Origin of the sequence: Arcticibacter eurypsychrophilus (genome assembly GCF_001730525.1) — a bacterium.
In the GTDB taxonomy this organism is placed as follows: domain Bacteria; phylum Bacteroidota; class Bacteroidia; order Sphingobacteriales; family Sphingobacteriaceae; genus Arcticibacter; species Arcticibacter eurypsychrophilus.
Map to the genome: position 1 here is coordinate 49,672 of NZ_MDFN01000018.1, position 18,495 is coordinate 68,166.

The following is an 18,495-nucleotide window of genomic DNA, read 5'->3' on the forward strand; positions in this document are numbered from 1 at the left end:
TTAAAATAATCCGCTACTGACCCTTTACATGCAATCCCTTCTGGTGACAGGTAATGGGTGCTAGCTATGACATTGTTATTGAACAGGAATCAGACTAATTGCTGCCCCTCCCCCTTTGGCTAAATTGAGTTTCAACTTTGTAGAACTGGTTACAATTCTCTTTTCAATAGTATAGGCCTCCGGGTTAGTTTTCCAATCTGCATCCTTTCCATCTTTGTAAACGATTGCCGTATATTTTCGCCCTTTATCAAGGAAGTTCAAAGGTATCACAGACTGGCGACTATTTTCATCTGTTATAGCCCCTACAAACCAATTCGCTTTACCTTTTTCCTTACGAGCGATAGTAATGTAATCTCCAGGTTCTGCTTCCAGGATTTTGGTATCATCCCAATCTACACCAACATCCTTTATAAATTGAAAGGCATCCTGATGTGCTTCATAGTTTTCAGGCAGATCAGCTGCCATTTGTAAAGGGCTGTACATCGTCACATATAAGGCTAACTGCTTAGCAAGGGTGGTATGCATTTGTCTATCTGGTGCATTTGAAGCATAGTTTCTAAGCTTAAAAATTCCCGGAGTGTAATCCATTGGACCTCCCATTAATCGGGTAAATGGAAGTATAGTTTCATGTTCAGGTGTGTTACCATCACTAAAGGCGTTCCATTCATTACCTCGCCCAGCTTCATTAGCAATCCAATTCGGATAAGTACGGTTCAGACCGGTAGGTCGCACCGATTCATGCATATTAACCATCACTTGGTATTGAGCAGCTTTCTCTGCCACACGTACAAAATGCTCAATCATCCATTGCCCGTCATGATGCTCTCCACGAGGAGTAATTTGGCCTACATAGCCTGTTTTTACTGATTTATAGGAATACTTATTCATGAAACGAAAAGCAGTATCTAAATGCCGGTCATAGTTTGTAGCACTTCCACCAGTCTCATTATGCATGATCATTTCTACACCTTTCTGCTTCGCATATTCTGTTATTTCTTCTACATTAAAATCTGGATAAGGAGTTACATAATCAAAATTATTTTCTTTCCAGTTGCCTGTCCATTCCTCCCAACCAGTATTCCATCCTTCTACCAGGAGTCCTTTGATTCCATTTTTGGAAGCAAAATCAATATATCTCTTCACATTTGCAGTGTTCGCTCCATGATTTCCTTGTGGAATAAGAGTACCTGTTGATGAAAGAGAATCCACATCAAAAGTATAGTTCCAGTTGCTTTTACCAATCTGCATTTCCCACCATACGCCCATATATTTTAACGGTTTAATCCAGGATGTATTAGCCAGTTTTGAGGGTTCATTCAAGTTCAATATCATTTTTGAAGCTAATATATCTGTCGCCTTATCACTTACTATTATAGTTCTCCATGGTGTATTTCCCGGGGCACGCAGGTAAGCGGAATTCCCTAATGCATCAGGTACTAAATTAGCCGATAAGCTATAGTTACTCCTATCCACATGCAATTGCATAGCTGGATAATTTACAAGAGCTGCTTCATGTATGTTGATATATAAACCATCAGCAGTTTTGAGCATTAATGGAGTTTGCACGGCATACTGGTCAGGAATATTCTTGTTTAATTTCCCTTTTGATATCAAAGGTTGCTTCCATGCATCTACTTCAGAGATCTTTGAAGTAGCATAATGATACTCATTTGAATCATAATCACCTGGAATCCAAAATGCTTTATGATCTCCCGTTAAATTGAATGCTGTTAATTCTCTCGAAATTACAAAAAATTGAAGGTTAGCCTGTTTAGGAAACTCATACCGAAATCCCAAGCCATCATTGTATACTTTGAAAACTACATCTAATCTTCTTTTTAATTTACTGGTTTCCTCCAGGGATATCTTAACGCTTTTATAGTGGTTTTGAATGGTACTCACTTCGCCTAAAACAGGCTTCCAAGTTTCATTGAATGCTGATTCCTGGATATCAGCTACCTTGAAATCTTTGTCTAAAGATTGGTTTTCCGTCAATATCAATCCTAATCTTGATTCCTTTATTACCACTGCGTTTTTTCTATTCAAACTATAATATGGAATTCCGTTCTTGAGGTAAAAAGACACTTCCAGGTTTCCATCAGGAGACTTTAATTTCACTGGATTAGGCTGTTCAACGGCAAAGAGGGATGTAGAGATCAAGAGTAATAGAAACTGGAAGCATTTTTTCATTTCGTACTTATTATTAATATTAATTATTCAAAGATACCCTTGTGTTTAAAACCACAAAAGATATTTATTTCAAGAGGACTGTAATGACCTAAAAAGCAAGCGCCTTATTTCAAAGCGCTTGCCCGCTACTAACTAAACTTAAAAAACTATCTTATCTGGGTACAAGAAGCAATCAATACGCAAACCCAAACTTATAAAGCTACATTCAACTACTTTTAAAACGTAGCTATCTTATACTGCTTTTAAAACGTAATAGGAATAGGGTTCTAAAGTAATCACCGTTTTTATTTCCTTGCTGACACTGTTAAAAGCATCTTTCCATCCTGTATTCTTAAGCTTTTCTGGGACAGTAAACTGTATCGGTTTATTTCTTAGATTAGATATGATGAGTACTTTCTCGTTTCCAAGTACTTTTGTAAACGCACATACATCCGTGCTGCTATAAGATGTCAATTCACCTCGTCTAATCGCATCACTGCTATTTCTTAAAGCCAGGATCTTTTTATATTCAGCTGTCACATCCGGATTAACACTCCAGTCGATTGTAGTAGTTTTAAATGGAAAGGTTAACCGGTAAGGCGTTCCCACTTCCTGTCCATTATAAATCATGGGCACACTTTTCATATAGGATACCACAACAAAAGCAGCCATTGAACCCTTTTTCCCTCCAAATAAATCTAATGCGGTGCCATCTGAACTGTTGACATCATGATTACTAGTATATCTGACCATCAGATTTGAGGGAGAAGTGTCTCTGTAATCCGCCACATTCATGCTATCAATAGACAGCACTGATCTGTTGTGTTCATACACCTCCTTCATATTTTCAAAAAACCGAAATCCAAAGTTATAATCAAAACCAGCCTTAAAGTGATCAGTCCTGGTGCCCTCAGAAAGCATCAATAATTTATGATTAGGAATCGCTTTTAATGTATCCAATGCCTGTTTCCAAAAAGCTAAAGGAGGCCCATCAGAATAATCGCATCGAAAACCATCTACATTGGCTGATAGCACCCAGTATTTCATTGCACTGATCATGGCAGAACGCATAGCATTATTAGTAAAATCAAGTTGCGCTACATCATTCCATCCTGTCTTTGGCGGACTGATAATATTTCCTACTGAGTCTTGTAGATACCATGACTTATTAACTGTCCAAACATGATCAAATGAAGTATGATTGGCTACCCAATCTAATATAACAGCCATATTCCGAACATGCGCTCCTTCAACAAGGGTTCTTAAATCATTAAGATCTCCAAACTCCTTATTTATAGCCTTATAGTCTTTCACACAATAAGGCGAGTTTACAGAGTTAACAATCCCAACAGGATATATAGGCATCAGATAAATCACATTTGCTCCTAAAGCCTTTATTGAATCTAAACGTGCAATGACCCCTTTAAAACTCCCCTCTTTACTAAAGGTGCGCATGTTCACCTGATAAAGGGTCACATCTCGACGGTCAGGTACCTTTTGGAAAGGTTTCCCATATTGCACCTGCTGAGGTGACTTTTGATTTGTTTGTCCTTTGGAAACAGTGTAGCTCAAGGTTGAAAGCAACATGAAAAGTAAAAAGCAGCTCTTGTTCATTTTTATATTATTCTATCTGTACTATTTAATCCGCTTATCATCGTATGATGACAAGCCTTATACTTATTTTACCATTACCGAAGTATTAATTATTTTTCAGGATCAAGTAAGAGAAAGGCGCTAAAGTAATTTCCGTTCCCATATTTACCGCTAATCCTGTTAAACCATTTGTCCAGCTTTTATTAGCTATAGAAGTATCCAGCGTATAATTAACTGCTTTATCCCGCACATTAACCAGCACCACAACTTTTTCTGTACCCGATGTCCGCTTAAATGCCACGATATCTGTGTTACCTGGATAATTCACAATAGTGCCATTTCTGAGTGCACTACTTGTTTTCTTTAAAGAAATAAGCTTTTTGTATTGAGCAGTTATAGCAGGATTGATAGTCCAATCGATTGGCGTACGGGTAAAAAATGAAAGTTTAAGCGGGTTGCCTACTTCCTGTCCATTGTAAATCAATGGAACCCCACCCATATATAACGAAATTACAAAAGCCGACAGAGATCCTTCATTGCCTTTAAACGTTGCAAACGGTGCGTTATCAACGGCATTATCATCATGATTAGAGATAAACCTAAGAATATGCGAACCCGCTGGCACATTGTTGTAATCAGCAATATTGGTATTATTTATTGTATTAGCCGGTTGATTTTGGTTAAAAACACTCTTCATCGCATTGAAAAAGTTCCAGCCAAATGTTAGATTAAAACCAGCAGTGAAATGATCAGTCCTTGTCCCTTCAGCAAACATCACCAACTTATGATTAGGAATTTTCTTAAGTGTGTCAATCGCTTGTTTCCAAAAATCATAAGGTACCCCATCAGCATAATCACAGCGATATCCATCTACATTGGCGGTTAAGACCCAATATTTCATGGCCTTAATCATTTCCTTTTTCATAGCAGTATTACCATAATCCAAATCCGCTACATCCGTCCATCCATTAGGGCTAACAATATTGCCGGAAGCATCTGTTGTATACCAGGTTTTGTTTAGAATCCAAGGATTATCCCAGGAAGTATGATTTCCTACCCAATCCAGGATAACCGACATATTTTTAGTATGAGCTTCATTGACTAAGGTGCGTAAATCTTCCAAAGTACCATACTCAGAGCCAACCTCTTTATAATTTTTAACCGAATAAGGGGATCCTACTCCCTTTAACTCGCCCATTGGATATATGGGCATCAGCCAAATTACATTCACTCCTAAATTTTTAATCGAATCAAGCCTGTTATGAACTCCTTTTAAAGTCCCCTGACTACTAAAAGCACGAAGATTAACCTCATACATGACCACATCTTCCGTATTAGGCACATTGCTAAAAGGAGTACCATACTGTGCTGGATCTTTAGCCACTGGAGCAGGAGGAGGAGTAACTGGAGCAGGTGTTTCGCTATTTTTACAGCTTGCCCAAGTTAAACTCAGCATCAAAATAAATAAAAGCAGCTTTCGATTCTTTTTCATAATATAATTCATCCAACAAAAATTTAACTTTTGCAGGCACAAATTCATTTGCACCTTCTCTCTCTTAATCAAGATAAAAATTACAGGAAAGAAGCTTTTAACTCCTCTCCTGATTTAAACTATTATCTAATGTTCAATATTTTTAATTCTTCTTAATTGTACAAGTATAATTACCAGGTACACTGAGATCAAGCGTAATGGTATAGTTACCCGTTGTAGGAACAGTATAATCGGCAGTTGCCGGATCATAAGGATACATCGGATTGTCTGAGTAAGATAGCTTTCCATCCTTCTGTCCCATTGTCAATGCCCAGGCGTCATTCGCTCTGAACTTAAATGAACCCAGGTCTGCACTTTTCAAATCAAGTGTGACTGTCCATTTCTTGGTCTCTGTATTATAAGTAAGATTAGTATCACTATCCCAACCTCCAGGTGTAGCCGCACCAATTACACCCCATGTAACCGGAATGAACTTATACTTCATCGTATTTAAATTGGCATATAGAAAATAATATCCAGCAGTTTCGATATTGAAATTTCCACCATTAAAATTAGCCTCTATTAGATTATCGGTACCACCATCTCCATAAGCCATAGGTTCCCAACCAGCTTGAGCTGTCAACTTAATCTGACCTACCGGCAAATCTACATAACCTTCATACACATTATCATGGTTTACAGAACCAAGTGTTGGTGCAATGGCAGGATTCCATCCCTGATAAGCGCCAGGAACCCATAATGAAGGAATTACAGGAGCAGGAGGAATAGGTACATAAGGCTTTACCGCAACCACAATTGGCGCAGAGTACACATAACGGTCTACAAAAGCTCTCACCCGTACCACCAAATCAGCTTTGTCCACTTTAAGACCTAAAGCCATGGCTATGTCATTCAATTCTTTAACTGTCATTGACTTGCTATAAACATCCTCACCTACTTCAACACTTACAGCCTTTGACCAGGGTGTTGCAGTCAAGGTATCGGCAGGTACATCCAGTTGAAGATGGTAAGTAACAGGTGCCACAATAGGATAAACTACTGCGGTCCAGTTTACGGTAACTGCACTTTCAGCATCATTTTGCTCTGTAAGCACCACATTACTCGAAGAAGAAGTTATCGTAGAATTGAATTCCACTTTCTCCAGGTACGTAAATGCCGCATCTTTCCTACAGCCTGCCAGCAGAAGCAAAAGGACACTTAATCCTAGTATATTTTTAAATATATTTTTCATAATCTTCTTGTATTTAATAACCCGGATTTTGTATTAATAACTTATTTGCATTTAAAGCTGCAGTGGGGATTGGAAACAAAAGCCTGAAAGGCCCAACTGCCGGAGCAAAATCATGAGCAAGCAGGAACTTTCCGAAGCGGATCATATCTTGTCTGCGGTGTCCTTCCCAAGTCAATTCAAAACCTCTTTCATCATAAATATTATCCAAAGTAGGCGCTGCAGTCAGAGCATTCAAACCTGCCCGTTCTCTTACCTGATCAATAAATGGCTTTCCTACTGCCGCACTTCCCAATCGCACATTACATTCCGCTTTCATCAGTAAAATGTCGGCATATCGATAAATTGGGAAATCATTTGATCCTCCATTAGATATAGGTGCTACCGGGAAAAACTTTTGATTTCGAGCACCTGCATTAGGAAGGGCACCAGGATTATCCAGACTAAGTACTTCAAGCGAGTAGTTGATAAACCCTGCTGGCTGTGGTCCATAAGGATTCGCTCCATATCTGAATTGTCTTTTACGGATATCCGTATTCGAAAACTTTTCCACAAAGGCTTGGGGAACAATGGAACCATTCCATGCACCCGCTCCAAATAAATTAGTACCATCAGTGCCTCCAAGACTTCTTACAGTGAAAATATTTCTTCCTACTATATCCGCAGTTACATAGATAGCCAAGATAGTTTCATCATCAGGCAATACGTCACCAAACAATTCATAATACTTATAACCTAATTTATTAGAGGCATCAGCAGCACCGGAGTGCAAACTAAAACCACCCTCAGAAACTTTATTGCAAGCTGCCAGGCACTCATTCCACATGGGTGTACCGGTATAAACCTGTGCATTTAAATAAACCTTAGCTAATAAGCTGTACGCTGCCCATTTATTAAACCTGCCATAATAATTTCCACCTTTTGTAGAAGAAAGCTGATCTATATTAGCTAACAGCTCAGAAACGACAAAATCATAGACCTCTTTACGTTTAGCTTGCGGAACCTGTTCAACAGGGGTATCATTCACTGTAAAAAAGGGAACATCACCAAAATCATCAATCAATAAATAATAAAAGAAAGCCCTTAATACTTTAGCCTCAGCAATCGCTGATGGATCGGCTTTCGCAGTTTCCAATTGAGCAATACTTCTGTTCGCTCTATAGATTGATTTATACAACCAATTCCATGTATTATTCATAAAACCGTCACTAGGGAGCCATTCGCGTTTATACAGTCTAGCGAAGTCTAATTCCCAATCACCAGTTGTACGATGAGGTACCACCTGATAATCTGCCGACATTTCATTCAAATCATACCAACCACGATCTGCTCCGGCGTAACCTACACCGTCCCAGTTACCCGGCATTTGGGCATAAACACTGGCAAGCGAACTTGCCGCAGCTCCGGGTAAAGCAAAGAATTCATCTGCCGGCACTTTATCGTAAATATTTTCATCAAGCTTCGTGCAGGAACTCAAAAAAGCAACGGACAAAGCGATATATATGTATTTAATTTTCATTTTAATAAGCTTATTTAAGTGATATATTTAAACCTAAAGCAAAACTTCTAACCCGCGGGTAAATGCCATTATCCGTACTTGCATTATTACCACCATTTGCAGCTACCTCCGGATCGATACCAGAATATTTAGTGAATAAGGCAAGATTATTAGCAGTCAATGTCAACCGCACCCCTTTTATGTAGGTTAATTTACTTACGTTAAAACGGTAACCTAAGGTTAAATTTTCAAAGCGCAGGTAAGAACCGTTCTCCAACCAAAAATCAGAACCGTAAGGAGATGTAAACATCGCTTCAGGAATGGCACTCTTCAACATATTCGACTTACCTATATTTTCCATTAGGGTTAAACTTTTGCGAATGCTATTGTAAATTTTGTTTCCTCCTGCACCTCTCCAAACCATGGATACATCAAAGCTTTTGTAAGAAAAAGAAGGTGTAAAGGCATAATTATATTTCGGCAAAGCTTGTCCAGAGAGAACACGATCCGGACTTTCATTTCCCTGATCAATTATCCCATTCCCATCTTGATCTACCACAAGTTCTTGTCCGGTTGCCGGATCAATACCCTCATGCTGTAAAATATAATAAGCTCCAATTGGCTTGCCTACAATCAGGTATGAAGAATTAAGATTCCCCCATGCTACATAATCGGTAGTTAAAGCAGTTCCTGCTTTTCCAATCGTTCCACTCAAACTCAATACCTCATTTTTCAAAAGAGATCCGTTAGCAACAAGAGTAAGGGTTGTGTTATCAGTTTTAATTACGTCGTAGCTTAATGAAGCTTCCAGCCCCTTATTCAATACAGAACCCACATTTGCTACTATACTAGTATATTCAAAAGGTGGTGATGGTACTGCATAATCAAATAACAGGTTTTTAGTAGTAGCAGTAAAGGCATCGAAAGTACCGCTTAAACGGCTATTCAAAACAGAAAAATCTAAACCAATGTTCGTTTGATATTTGGTTTCCCAACGCAGTTCAGGATTTTCATTTTGAATAGTAGCATAATTATTAATTAACTCTCCACCAAAATAAACAGTAGAAGGTGATCCTATTCCAACCAGGTTAAGTGACTTTTGAGGTACCAAACCTTGTTGATTTCCGGTAACTCCATAAGATCCACGAAGCTTAAGGCTGTTGAAAACCTTCTGATTCTTCATAAAAGGTTCCTGATCTACCCTCCATGCAAGAGAAGCAGATGGAAAGTTTCCCCATTTATGATTCGCTCCGAAGACAGATGAACCATCACGCCTAATACTGGCAGTTAATAAATAACGATCCAGATAAGAGTAATTGACACGGCCCAAATAGGATATTAGCGTTCTATCATTTTTATAAGAGAATAGATCTTCCGCTCGAACTTTAGTTATATCAGCCCATCTCAAATCATTATAAGAGGATAATTCAATACCAAACCCTCTCGCCCTGGTACGGCTTCCCTGATATAATTGATTTTGCCACTCATAAACCCCAATAACATCAAGACTATGATCACCAAAAGTCTTTTTATAGTTCAGACTTAAATCCAATAATTGCTCGTTCGTTTGCTTGCTGTTAATTTCCGCTGAGCCTTTATCATTAATAGCGGTTGCATCGGTAGATTCGGCTGGCAGAAAATAACCTGTATTTTCATCCAATTTCCTCCAGCTTCCAAATACACCTGCAGTTAAGCCTGAAGCAACTTCCAGGTCAGCTCTTAAGCTCCCCTGCGTGTCGTTTATTTTCCCATCATTCTGAACAGTTTGCGCTATTGCATAGGGATTATTAGGTTCAAATAGTTCAGATGGAATAAAATAAGTTCCATCTGTATTATAAACCGGATCTGTAGGACGGGTTACATAAGCGTTGGAAATTAAGTTTGATCTGAAAATAGCTCTACCAATGCCGGTAGGACTTCCTGTATTATTTCTAAAACTGGTATTCAGATTCATATTAACAGTAAGCTTATTATTTAGAGCTTTCTGTGTGGCCTGCAGACGCCCGATGTAATTTTGATTTTTCGAGTTAATGACAATACCATCCTGCAGAATAGCACTCACTGAAGCACGATAATTAAAATTATCTGTTCCTCCTCCCATTGCCACGTTATGATTTTGAGTCGAACCATTTCTGGTCAGTAAGCCGAACCAATCGGTATTAGCGCCATGATTATTAGCTCCCGTTACGCCCCATTTCTGTGCTTCAGTCCACCATTCATTTGCATCCAGTAATTCCAGTTGTTTAGAAATTACATCTATAGAAGAAACTGCATTGTATTCTACTATAGTAGATCCCGCTTTACTCTTCTTAGTGGTCACAATGATGACACCTGTCGCACCTCTTGACCCATAAATTGCTGTTGCCGAAGCATCTTTAAGCACTTCAATATTAGCAATTTCTGAAGGTGGAAGTTGACTCAAAAGATCCAAACCACCCTGATTACCATCCACTACAATTAACGGATCGTTCCCTCCAATTAAAGAAGTAATACCTCTTATTCGAACAGAAGGTGCAGATCCAGGCTCACTACCGGTTTGAGTAATATTTACACCAGCTGCCTTTCCCGCAATTTGTTGTAAGGGGTTAGTTATCGGTCCGGGATTTAAATCTTTACTTGCAATTGTTGTCACTGAACCGGTCACATCTCTTCTTCGCTGCGTACCATACCCAACAACAACTACCTCATTAAGAAATGATGAGGATGCTTGCAATTGAAAGTTAACTTCAGTAACAGCACTAATACTGATCGTTCTTGTCTGGGGTTGATAGCCAATAAACGTCACTACAATGGTTTGCGATCCAGTAGCGATCTCTGTAAGTTTATACCGACCATCGTTGCCGGTACTGGTGGATTTAGTTTGGCCTTTTAAGGAAACAGAGGCTCCGGGTAATGGCTGATTCATTTCATCTCGGACAACACCACTGATACTACCCGTTTGGGCGAAAACAGCAATTGATGAATAAATAAAACAAACCAGAAACCCATACTTAAGAAAATAAAGTTTTTTCATTGGTTATTGATTTTATAGAGGTTAATTAAATGCACTGGAGGTTTTGGCCATTGCACATACAAAGGAATCATCTAATCAGAACTATTCCAACAAGCCATGAGGGCTGTATAGATTCTAAAAAAGAAATATTTATATATCTAATTGACTACCAACAGATTGCAAGCAGACAAACACCACTGTAATATCAATTATTTAAAGTAGTAGGATAAGAAATCAGAGAGTTAATCCGCTTTAATTGCCATTATTTTATCTTCAAATTCATCATTAGAGATAAATGACTTGTTCTTAATCCGGGTTTTATACGCATAAATAGTATTGACAGAAAAATTCATGACTTTCGCAATCCGGTCATTGTCGTGAATTCCTAACCGAATCAAAGCAAATATTCGTAATTCCGTATTTAATAGCTGCCCATCAGGTAATATGATCCGATCCTTTTCATCAAAAAGGCCATTAAATTCTTTTAGAAAATAGGGAAATAGCTTTATGAATACACGGTCAAAGCTGACGGATAAATCTTCCCGTTCTTTCTTCAAGTCTATCTTGTTGATAATTTGTTTAATCTCATCATACCTTCCAAGCGTTAATCTTTGAGAAACGGATTTCTTGAATCGTTCAATTTTATCAATATAATCAGAGTTGATATTGAAATAATACCCGATATACTCATCTTTAATCCTATTTGCCTCCCTTATGGCTTTATTAACCTCAGTTAACTCCAGATTAGTTTTTTGAAGTGTATCATTTGCTTCAGAGATGATAACTTGAGCCAACTGCAGTTTTTTATTTTGTTTTATGGTCACCACAATAAAACCTGCGATAATTACAATCAAAAGAGTCACGATTGCGGCATAAGTAATGATGACATTCTTTTGCTTTTCAACCATCATGAGCTGCTTTCCTTCAATAATCGGCAAAAGAGTTCCTACCTCAAACTGCCGGTGGCGGGCACCATAATATTCCGCATCGGCCATGGCCATCCTGATATACTTATATGCCTTTTCATTATCCCCAGTCTCGAATAAAGTATCGGCAAGCTTAAACATCGCCACATTCTCTTTTGTAGAGGATTTCACATCTGCAATAGCGGCCTTTATTAAAAATTGCATCGCTTGATTGTTTCGCTGCTTACGCAGATATATGTAGCTCAATGTACTTGCAATTATCGCATACTGATGCTGTGTAAGCGTAGGTCGATCGACTATTTGTAAATAATCCCGTAAAGCATCATCAAGATTACCTGTCCGCAGATTTTTTAATCCTGAAATGAAATAATAGCGATATGATCCACGTGGAGCTAAAACCATGGCTGAATCAGCAAGTTCATTCCCTAAAGATATATACGCCGAACAGTAGGTGTCATTTTTCACAAAATCGCATAAGTCATAATAATAACGGGCCTTTAACGATAATAGCTCTACTTTATCCGCATAGCTTAAATTTTTTATCTCGATATTCTTAAATTCCTCATGAGTCTCCTTGAACATTCCGGATGATAGTAAAATAAAGGCAATATTAATTTTGGAATGGCTAATCTTAGCAGGGTCTTTTAATGATTCAGCTTCCTGTTTTATTTTACCTGCATAAGTTAATGCGGAATCAAAATTAAGCGTTTTGTACTCTTCAAAAATCTTTACGTATTGGTTATAGGTCCTTAATGAATGACCATCCGACTTCTTTACATAACTCTTAAGCCTTTCTATTCTTTCTAATTTTTGCTGCGTATAAACATCTTTTTTTGACAATACCCGTTCGAGCTCATTAAATAACGTGTCCGTAATTGGAAAAACGGAAAGTGTGCAAAATAAAAGAATAAAAGACAATATAAACTTCCTCATTAGTGTTGATGGTCTGGGATCTGTTCTTCCGGTAGTTAGTTTGATTCAAAAATGGCCTGCATTGAATCAGGCATAAATCTATGCAAAGCAGGAGATTTATCAACAATAATAATTTATTACTTCTACATAAACTCACTATTGAGTGGGAATCCTTTTTTCGGCTCTTCAGCCTAAGGATAAAATCGATTGATCTAGATTTAGTAAGGTAAGAATTTAAGATCCATAGATACAGAAGATCTTTATTAAACCAATACGATCATCGTCTGTTGTAGCATAAAACCACATTTCTACGTTTCAATACTATGAAGAAAACAATTCTCTTATTGATTTTAGTCTCCACAATCATCGGGTGTAAAACCATTAAACCATCTGCAGAAAATAACGTTCTCCTACTTAAAGGAACGGTAGAGAAAATGGGCATATCGACATTTCAGTATGGAACGCATCTTCTGAAAACAGAGAGCAAAACATATGCATTAAAAACCGATATTGTAAAATTAGACGATTACGTGGGTAAAGAAGTCCGCATAACAGGAAGCAAAGTAGAAGGATACCCTGTGGAAAATGGCCCTGATTTAATTGATGTAAAAAAAATTGCAATGAAGTAAATTTGCAATATTTACTCTTTCTTAATGATTAACGTTTTTTAAAATGTAAGAAATGAAAGCAGTCATCATCACCCAATTCGGACCCGCAGAAGAGTTACACCTGGCAGAAATGGATAAACCCATCGCAAATGACGACCAGGTAGTTATTAAAGTGATGGCAGCAGGAATTAATCCTGTAGATACCAAGATCAGATCAGGAAATCATATCAGCTCTAAAAACCTTCACTTACCTGCTATTTTAGGAAAAGATGTAAGTGGAATTATAGATTCTGTAGGCAAAAACATAACGTATTTCAAACCAGGCGAGTCCGTATTTGGATGTAATAACGCTGGTAAAACATATGCGGAATTTACTTTGGCTGACCCGGATTCCGTTGTTAAAAAACCCAAAGAGATGAGTTTTGAAGAAGCTGCTGCTGCTCCCTTAGCATCATTAACAGCTTACCAGGCCATTAACGACCATTTGAAATTGAAACCTAACCAAAAAGTGCTTATTCAGGCTGCTGCCGGAGGTGTAGGACACCTTGCAGTGCAATTCGCCAAAATAAATGGCGCTTATGTATATGGAACAGCCTCAGCAAAAAATACAGAATTCTTAAAACAACTAGGTATTGATGAGGTGATCGATTATAAAAATGAAAGATTTGAAGATAAAGTTCCCCCTCTTGATGCTGTACTCGACGCTATAGGGGGTGATGTGCTATACCGTTCAATCGCTTGCGTTAAACCAGGCGGCACCATTGTTTGCCTTCCCTCTTCTACTAAGGATGACCCAAAAGCTTTAGCACTTGCCATCAAACATAGGGTTAAATTAATCTGGCCTATGATGTACCTGAACAGAGATCAGTTGCAGTTAATCGCAGACCTGTTGGAACATCATAAGTTAAAAGTTGAAATAGATAGCGTGTTTCCTTTAGAAGATATTATACAAGCTCATAAGGCCATAGAATCTCATGATACCAAAGGGAAAATAGTGGTGCGGATATAAAAAAATAGCAATTCCCATCTATGATCTCTAACAGCTTATAGCAACCCCTAGTTCCTTCAAAAACAATATACTCGAAGTTTTCATAAACATCAAGCTGCTATAAATATGTCAACACATCTCAGTTAATCACTTCCTCTAACTTAAACTCTTCTGCGCATTTCTTAATAAAACACCAATATATTTCCATTTTAGTAAATTATCCATAATCATTCTTAATAATTTGGAATATTCAAATTTCCTTATACTTTTGCAGTCTATTTATAATTAATCTAAATATGCATAAAGCAATTACGTTATTCAGTCTAACCATACTAAGTATTGCAGCACTGGCCCAAACCGGTGATATAGAAGGTAAGGTGATCAATAAAAACAAAGAGGCCATTCAAGACGTGAGTATCAAAATAGTCAATCATAATGCAGGAGCAAGCACAAATATAGATGGCATCTTTCACATCTCTTCCATTCAGAGAGGAAACTATACGTTAAGCGTTTCCCATCTTGGCTTTGCATCTAAATCAATCAGTATCAAAGTATCTGCAAATTCAACCACTACTATCCCCCCAATCATTCTACAGCAAGCTGGTTCTAATTTAGATGAAGTAATTATAAATGACTTAAAACTTAACAAATTCAACAGGGAGCAAAGCATAACAGTTTCAAAAATGCCTTTGAAAGACATTGAAAACCCACAGGTTTATAACTCCATTTCTAACCTCTTATTAAAGGAGCAAATCGTAACTAATTTTGATGATGCATTAAAAAATGCACCCGGAATAGATAAATTATGGGAATCTACAGGAAGAGGAAGCGATGGCGCAGGCTATTTCTCAATAAGAGGATTTCCTGTTCAACCCACTATGGTCAATGGCCTACCTGCTTTAACAAATGGATCTCCCGACATTGCTAATATTGAAAGCATTGAAGTAATAAAAGGCCCATCGGGAACGCTGTATGGTAGTAGCTTAATCTCTTACGGTGGATTAATCAACGTAAATACTAAACGTCCCTACAATGGTTTTGGCGGAAACATCTCTTATACAACTGCATCATACGGTTTAAACAGGATTGCTGCAGATGTGAATACCATGCTGAGCACAGAAAAGAATATTGCTTTCCGTTTAAATACAGCATATCACACACAAGGCAGTTTTCAGGACGCAGGCTTCAAAAAATCCCTTTTTGTAGCGCCTTCTTTATCTTATGAGGTAAATGATAAACTTTCATTTTTTGTGAACACTGAATTTTATCAAGGTAAAAGCACCAATCAGCCTATGCTTTTTGTAGATAGAGGATCTCCATTACGTGTTCATAATATAGAAGAGTTAGGATACGATAGAAAGCGTTCGTATACAGGAAATGATTTACACATGGAAACGCCAACATTTAGCCTTCAAGGCCAAATGCATTATACGATAAGTGATAAATGGACATCACAAACTGTATTTTCAAGTACTTCAGCAAAATCAGACGGCTATTATTCCTATTTATATGAAGGAACAAGTTTAGCTGAATTTCTCGCAAAAACAACGCTCACCGACGGTATCATTTTGGGTCGATACACCAGTAAACAAAGTTCTGAGACCACAGGTTCTGATATACAGCAAAACTTCGTAGGTAACTTCAACTTCGGCAAAGTGAAAAACAAAGTATTAATTGGTTTTGATTACTTTAATCAAAATGTGACTTCAAATGGTACCGGTTACGGGAATCAAGGATTTGTTTATTTAGGAAATAAATTAGCTCAGTTTCAAGCCATAGCTCCAATACTACATGCATATTTTAAAACTCCATCAAATAACAATACATTAGATGCAAGTAAAACCACTGACGATACAGGTATCCTAACGCAAGCTGGAGCAGACGCAGGTATTGCTGCTCTTGACATCCCTGGAGCCCAATACAGCAAATCCAAGCAAGAAACATACAGTGCCTATATTTCTAATGTAGTTACACTTTTTCCACAGCTTTCTGCAATGGTAAGTTTAAGAATTGACCGCTTTGATAATAATGATTTTACCCAAACCGCTTTATCACCCAAATTCGGTTTAGTCTTTCAACCAATTTTAGATAAAGTATCCATTTTTGGTAATTACATGAACGGATTCAAAAATGTCGCGCCAGCCATTATCAGAACTACTAACACTGTATTAAACTTTGACCCAGAGCAAGCCAATCAATATGAATTTGGTACCAAACTTAATTTATTGAATGACAAGCTTTACGCTTCGTTCAGCTACTACAACATTAAAGTTTCCGATATAGTGCTTAATGTCGCTCAGGATGTGTACTCCCAGGGAGGCAAACAATTAAGCAAAGGATTTGAAGGTAGCGTTATAGCCAGTCCGCTTAGTGGATTAAACCTAATTGCCGGCTACAGTTACAACGATAGTAAACTTACAGAAGGAGACACCGACTTTGAAGGCAAAAGACCAGAAAGTGCCGGTCCGAAGAACTTAGTTAATTTATGGGCTAGTTATAAATTCCTAAAAGGCAATTTAAATGGCATAGGCATAGGCTTTGGAGGTAATTATGCAAGTGAAAATGAAATATTTAACAGAACAATTGGAGGAACTTTCACATTACCCAAGTATACGCTAATCAATGCCTCTACTTTCTATGAAGCGAGTAGTTTTAGAATTGCTTTAAAGTTAGATAACATCACGAATAAGGATTATTACAAAGGATGGTCTACCATCAGTCCTCAGGCAGCTAGAACGTTCTCAGCTAACTTTACATATAACTTTTAACCACAGATCCCACTCTTAATAAGAGTGGGATCTGCATTTGCATAAAATCCCAATTCTAAGCCTTTACAGTTCTAATCAAAAACCGCTTCTTCAGCCATTCACGCACAGGCTCATCATAAAGCTTAAGACAGCCATAAGCAACAGCAATGCTAACAATAATCAATAGCAGCCCCATTGGAATACCATAACTCACCGGAACTTTATTGTCTACTACCCAAGCAGTATACAGATAAATCAACGGATAATGAGTAATATAAAGCGGGTAAGAGATGTCGCCAAAAAACTTACATAAATTGCTTGAATATCTGTTTTTTATACTCCCCCCAGCACCCATTGAAACAATGACCGGAAAAAGAATGATGATACAAAATGACTCATACAATCCATTCATCCACAAATGATTTTCATCCCCGATTCTTGGAAAGCAAAGAATAGTAACAATCAGAAGACTGCATATCCAAAAAGCATTTTTAATATGAATTAACTTGCCTATTCTAGAAAGCAGTACACCTGCAAAAAAGGGATAAAGCAAACGGGTAAATCCAATATTGAGCTGGGTTGTATCCACACTCCAACCCCCAATAACGTCGCCCTTTGGGCCCATTACGGTATAATGAATCAACAAACAGGCTGATAAAAAAACAAACACAGCAAGTGCCTTTTTAGAGAATTTCCGGATAAACAACGCATAAAGGATATTCGCAATGTATTCAAAAAACAACGACCATGCAGGGCCATTTAATGGATGCATTTCCTGCCAACCCCGAATATCCATTGAAGGAAGTATTGGAATTAATGTAAAACCGACCACCATGACAAGCAGCATCTTCCAAACAGGCGTTTGATTAATAATCCCAAACATTTCACCACCTTGAAAATAGAAAAGTATCGCACCAATTATGGATCCCATAATAACCATTGGCTGCAAGCGAATAAGACGACGCTTGTAAAAATCCCACTGGCTCATTTTACCCCAGCGATCATCATAAGCGTAAGCTACCACGAAACCGGACAAAAGGAAAAAGAAGTCGACGGCCAAATAACCGTGATTAAGAATCTGGTTAAAGCGGTTACCGTCAGCATAAGCCTCAAAACAGTGAAAAGCAACCACAACAAGAGCAGCTACACCACGTAAGCCATCCAGAATTTCATAGTGACTTTTCGATTCCAGAAAAGTTGAATTTTTAGTTATAGTAGCAGTACTGCTTGGAGATGGCTTAGGTTGGTTCATATACTTTTCGAAACGCACAAATTACTAAAGTAAAATTATAATCCATATAGAAATTTTAAATGTATGCCTCTGTTAGCAGTTTATGTCGTT

The 18,495-nt window shown here is 37.9% G+C and carries 11 protein-coding genes; 3 read left to right on the top strand and 8 right to left on the bottom strand.

The genetic code is table 11. From position 1 onward, the window contains the following. Nucleotides 1-75: 75 nt before the first annotated feature. The 7 genes from BFL47_RS11280 to BFL47_RS11310 form a co-directional block, all read right to left on the bottom strand. Nucleotides 76-2,190 (bottom strand): glycoside hydrolase family 97 protein, encoded by a 2,115-nt coding sequence (locus tag BFL47_RS11280; protein ID WP_069659901.1) that lies wholly within the window; start codon nt 2,188-2,190, stop codon nt 76-78. Between the two features lie 231 nt (nt 2,191-2,421). Beyond that, nucleotides 2,422-3,783: an alpha-amylase family glycosyl hydrolase gene (locus tag BFL47_RS11285; protein ID WP_069659902.1), complete on the bottom strand. Its 1,362-nt coding sequence runs from the start codon at nt 3,781-3,783 to the stop codon at nt 2,422-2,424. Nucleotides 3,784-3,868: 85 nt separating this feature from the next. Continuing rightward, nucleotides 3,869-5,254, bottom strand: coding sequence for an alpha-amylase family glycosyl hydrolase (locus BFL47_RS11290; protein ID WP_245681355.1), 1,386 nt, complete (start codon nt 5,252-5,254; stop codon nt 3,869-3,871). 142 nt (nt 5,255-5,396) lie between these two features. Continuing rightward, entirely contained in the window at nt 5,397-6,485 is a 1,089-nt protein-coding gene (locus BFL47_RS11295; protein WP_069659904.1) for a SusE domain-containing protein, read from the bottom strand. Between the two features lie 13 nt (nt 6,486-6,498). Then, a complete protein-coding gene (locus tag BFL47_RS11300; RefSeq protein WP_069659905.1) occupies nt 6,499-8,001 on the bottom strand; it encodes a RagB/SusD family nutrient uptake outer membrane protein in 1,503 nt (500 codons plus the stop codon). A 10-nt stretch (nt 8,002-8,011) separates the two neighbouring features. Further along, the gene (locus BFL47_RS11305) at nt 8,012-10,993 is read right to left on the bottom strand and encodes a SusC/RagA family TonB-linked outer membrane protein (RefSeq protein WP_069659906.1); all 2,982 of its coding nucleotides are present in this window, start codon (nt 10,991-10,993) and stop codon (nt 8,012-8,014) included. 221 nt (nt 10,994-11,214) lie between these two features. Then, entirely contained in the window at nt 11,215-12,831 is a 1,617-nt protein-coding gene (locus tag BFL47_RS11310) for a DUF6377 domain-containing protein (RefSeq protein WP_069659907.1), read from the bottom strand. A gap of 302 nt (nt 12,832-13,133) precedes the next feature. Between BFL47_RS11310 and BFL47_RS11315 the strand changes: the two genes are divergently transcribed. From BFL47_RS11315 to BFL47_RS11325, 3 genes are all read left to right on the top strand, one after another. Next, the gene (locus BFL47_RS11315; RefSeq protein WP_069659908.1) at nt 13,134-13,439 is read left to right on the top strand and encodes a hypothetical protein; all 306 of its coding nucleotides are present in this window, start codon (nt 13,134-13,136) and stop codon (nt 13,437-13,439) included. Between the two features lie 52 nt (nt 13,440-13,491). After that, nucleotides 13,492-14,427 carry an NADP-dependent oxidoreductase gene (locus BFL47_RS11320; RefSeq protein WP_069659909.1) on the top strand — a complete coding sequence of 312 codons (936 nt, stop codon included), beginning with the start codon at nt 13,492-13,494 and terminating at the stop codon, nt 14,425-14,427. Between the two features lie 275 nt (nt 14,428-14,702). Further along, nucleotides 14,703-17,174 carry a TonB-dependent receptor gene (locus BFL47_RS11325; RefSeq protein WP_069659910.1) on the top strand — a complete coding sequence of 824 codons (2,472 nt, stop codon included), beginning with the start codon at nt 14,703-14,705 and terminating at the stop codon, nt 17,172-17,174. Between the two features lie 55 nt (nt 17,175-17,229). Here BFL47_RS11325 and BFL47_RS11330 read toward each other — a convergent pair whose 3' ends face one another. Beyond that, nucleotides 17,230-18,405, bottom strand: a complete 1,176-nt coding sequence (locus BFL47_RS11330) for an acyltransferase family protein (RefSeq protein WP_083257134.1) — start codon at nt 18,403-18,405, stop codon at nt 17,230-17,232. Nucleotides 18,406-18,495 lie beyond the last annotated feature (90 nt).

Coding starts and splice junctions, on each gene's coding strand:
- BFL47_RS11325 (WP_069659910.1), top strand. CDS start 14,703: ATGCATAAAGCAATTACGTTATTCAGTCTAACCATACTAAGTATTGCA.
- BFL47_RS11290 (WP_245681355.1), bottom strand. CDS start 5,254: ATGAAAAAGAATCGAAAGCTGCTTTTATTTATTTTGATGCTGAGTTTA.
- BFL47_RS11280 (WP_069659901.1), bottom strand. CDS start 2,190: ATGAAAAAATGCTTCCAGTTTCTATTACTCTTGATCTCTACATCCCTC.
- BFL47_RS11330 (WP_083257134.1), bottom strand. CDS start 18,405: ATGAACCAACCTAAGCCATCTCCAAGCAGTACTGCTACTATAACTAAA.
- BFL47_RS11310 (WP_069659907.1), bottom strand. CDS start 12,831: ATGAGGAAGTTTATATTGTCTTTTATTCTTTTATTTTGCACACTTTCC.
- BFL47_RS11320 (WP_069659909.1), top strand. CDS start 13,492: ATGAAAGCAGTCATCATCACCCAATTCGGACCCGCAGAAGAGTTACAC.
- BFL47_RS11305 (WP_069659906.1), bottom strand. CDS start 10,993: ATGAAAAAACTTTATTTTCTTAAGTATGGGTTTCTGGTTTGTTTTATT.
- BFL47_RS11300 (WP_069659905.1), bottom strand. CDS start 8,001: ATGAAAATTAAATACATATATATCGCTTTGTCCGTTGCTTTTTTGAGT.
- BFL47_RS11295 (WP_069659904.1), bottom strand. CDS start 6,485: ATGAAAAATATATTTAAAAATATACTAGGATTAAGTGTCCTTTTGCTT.
- BFL47_RS11315 (WP_069659908.1), top strand. CDS start 13,134: ATGAAGAAAACAATTCTCTTATTGATTTTAGTCTCCACAATCATCGGG.
- BFL47_RS11285 (WP_069659902.1), bottom strand. CDS start 3,783: ATGAACAAGAGCTGCTTTTTACTTTTCATGTTGCTTTCAACCTTGAGC.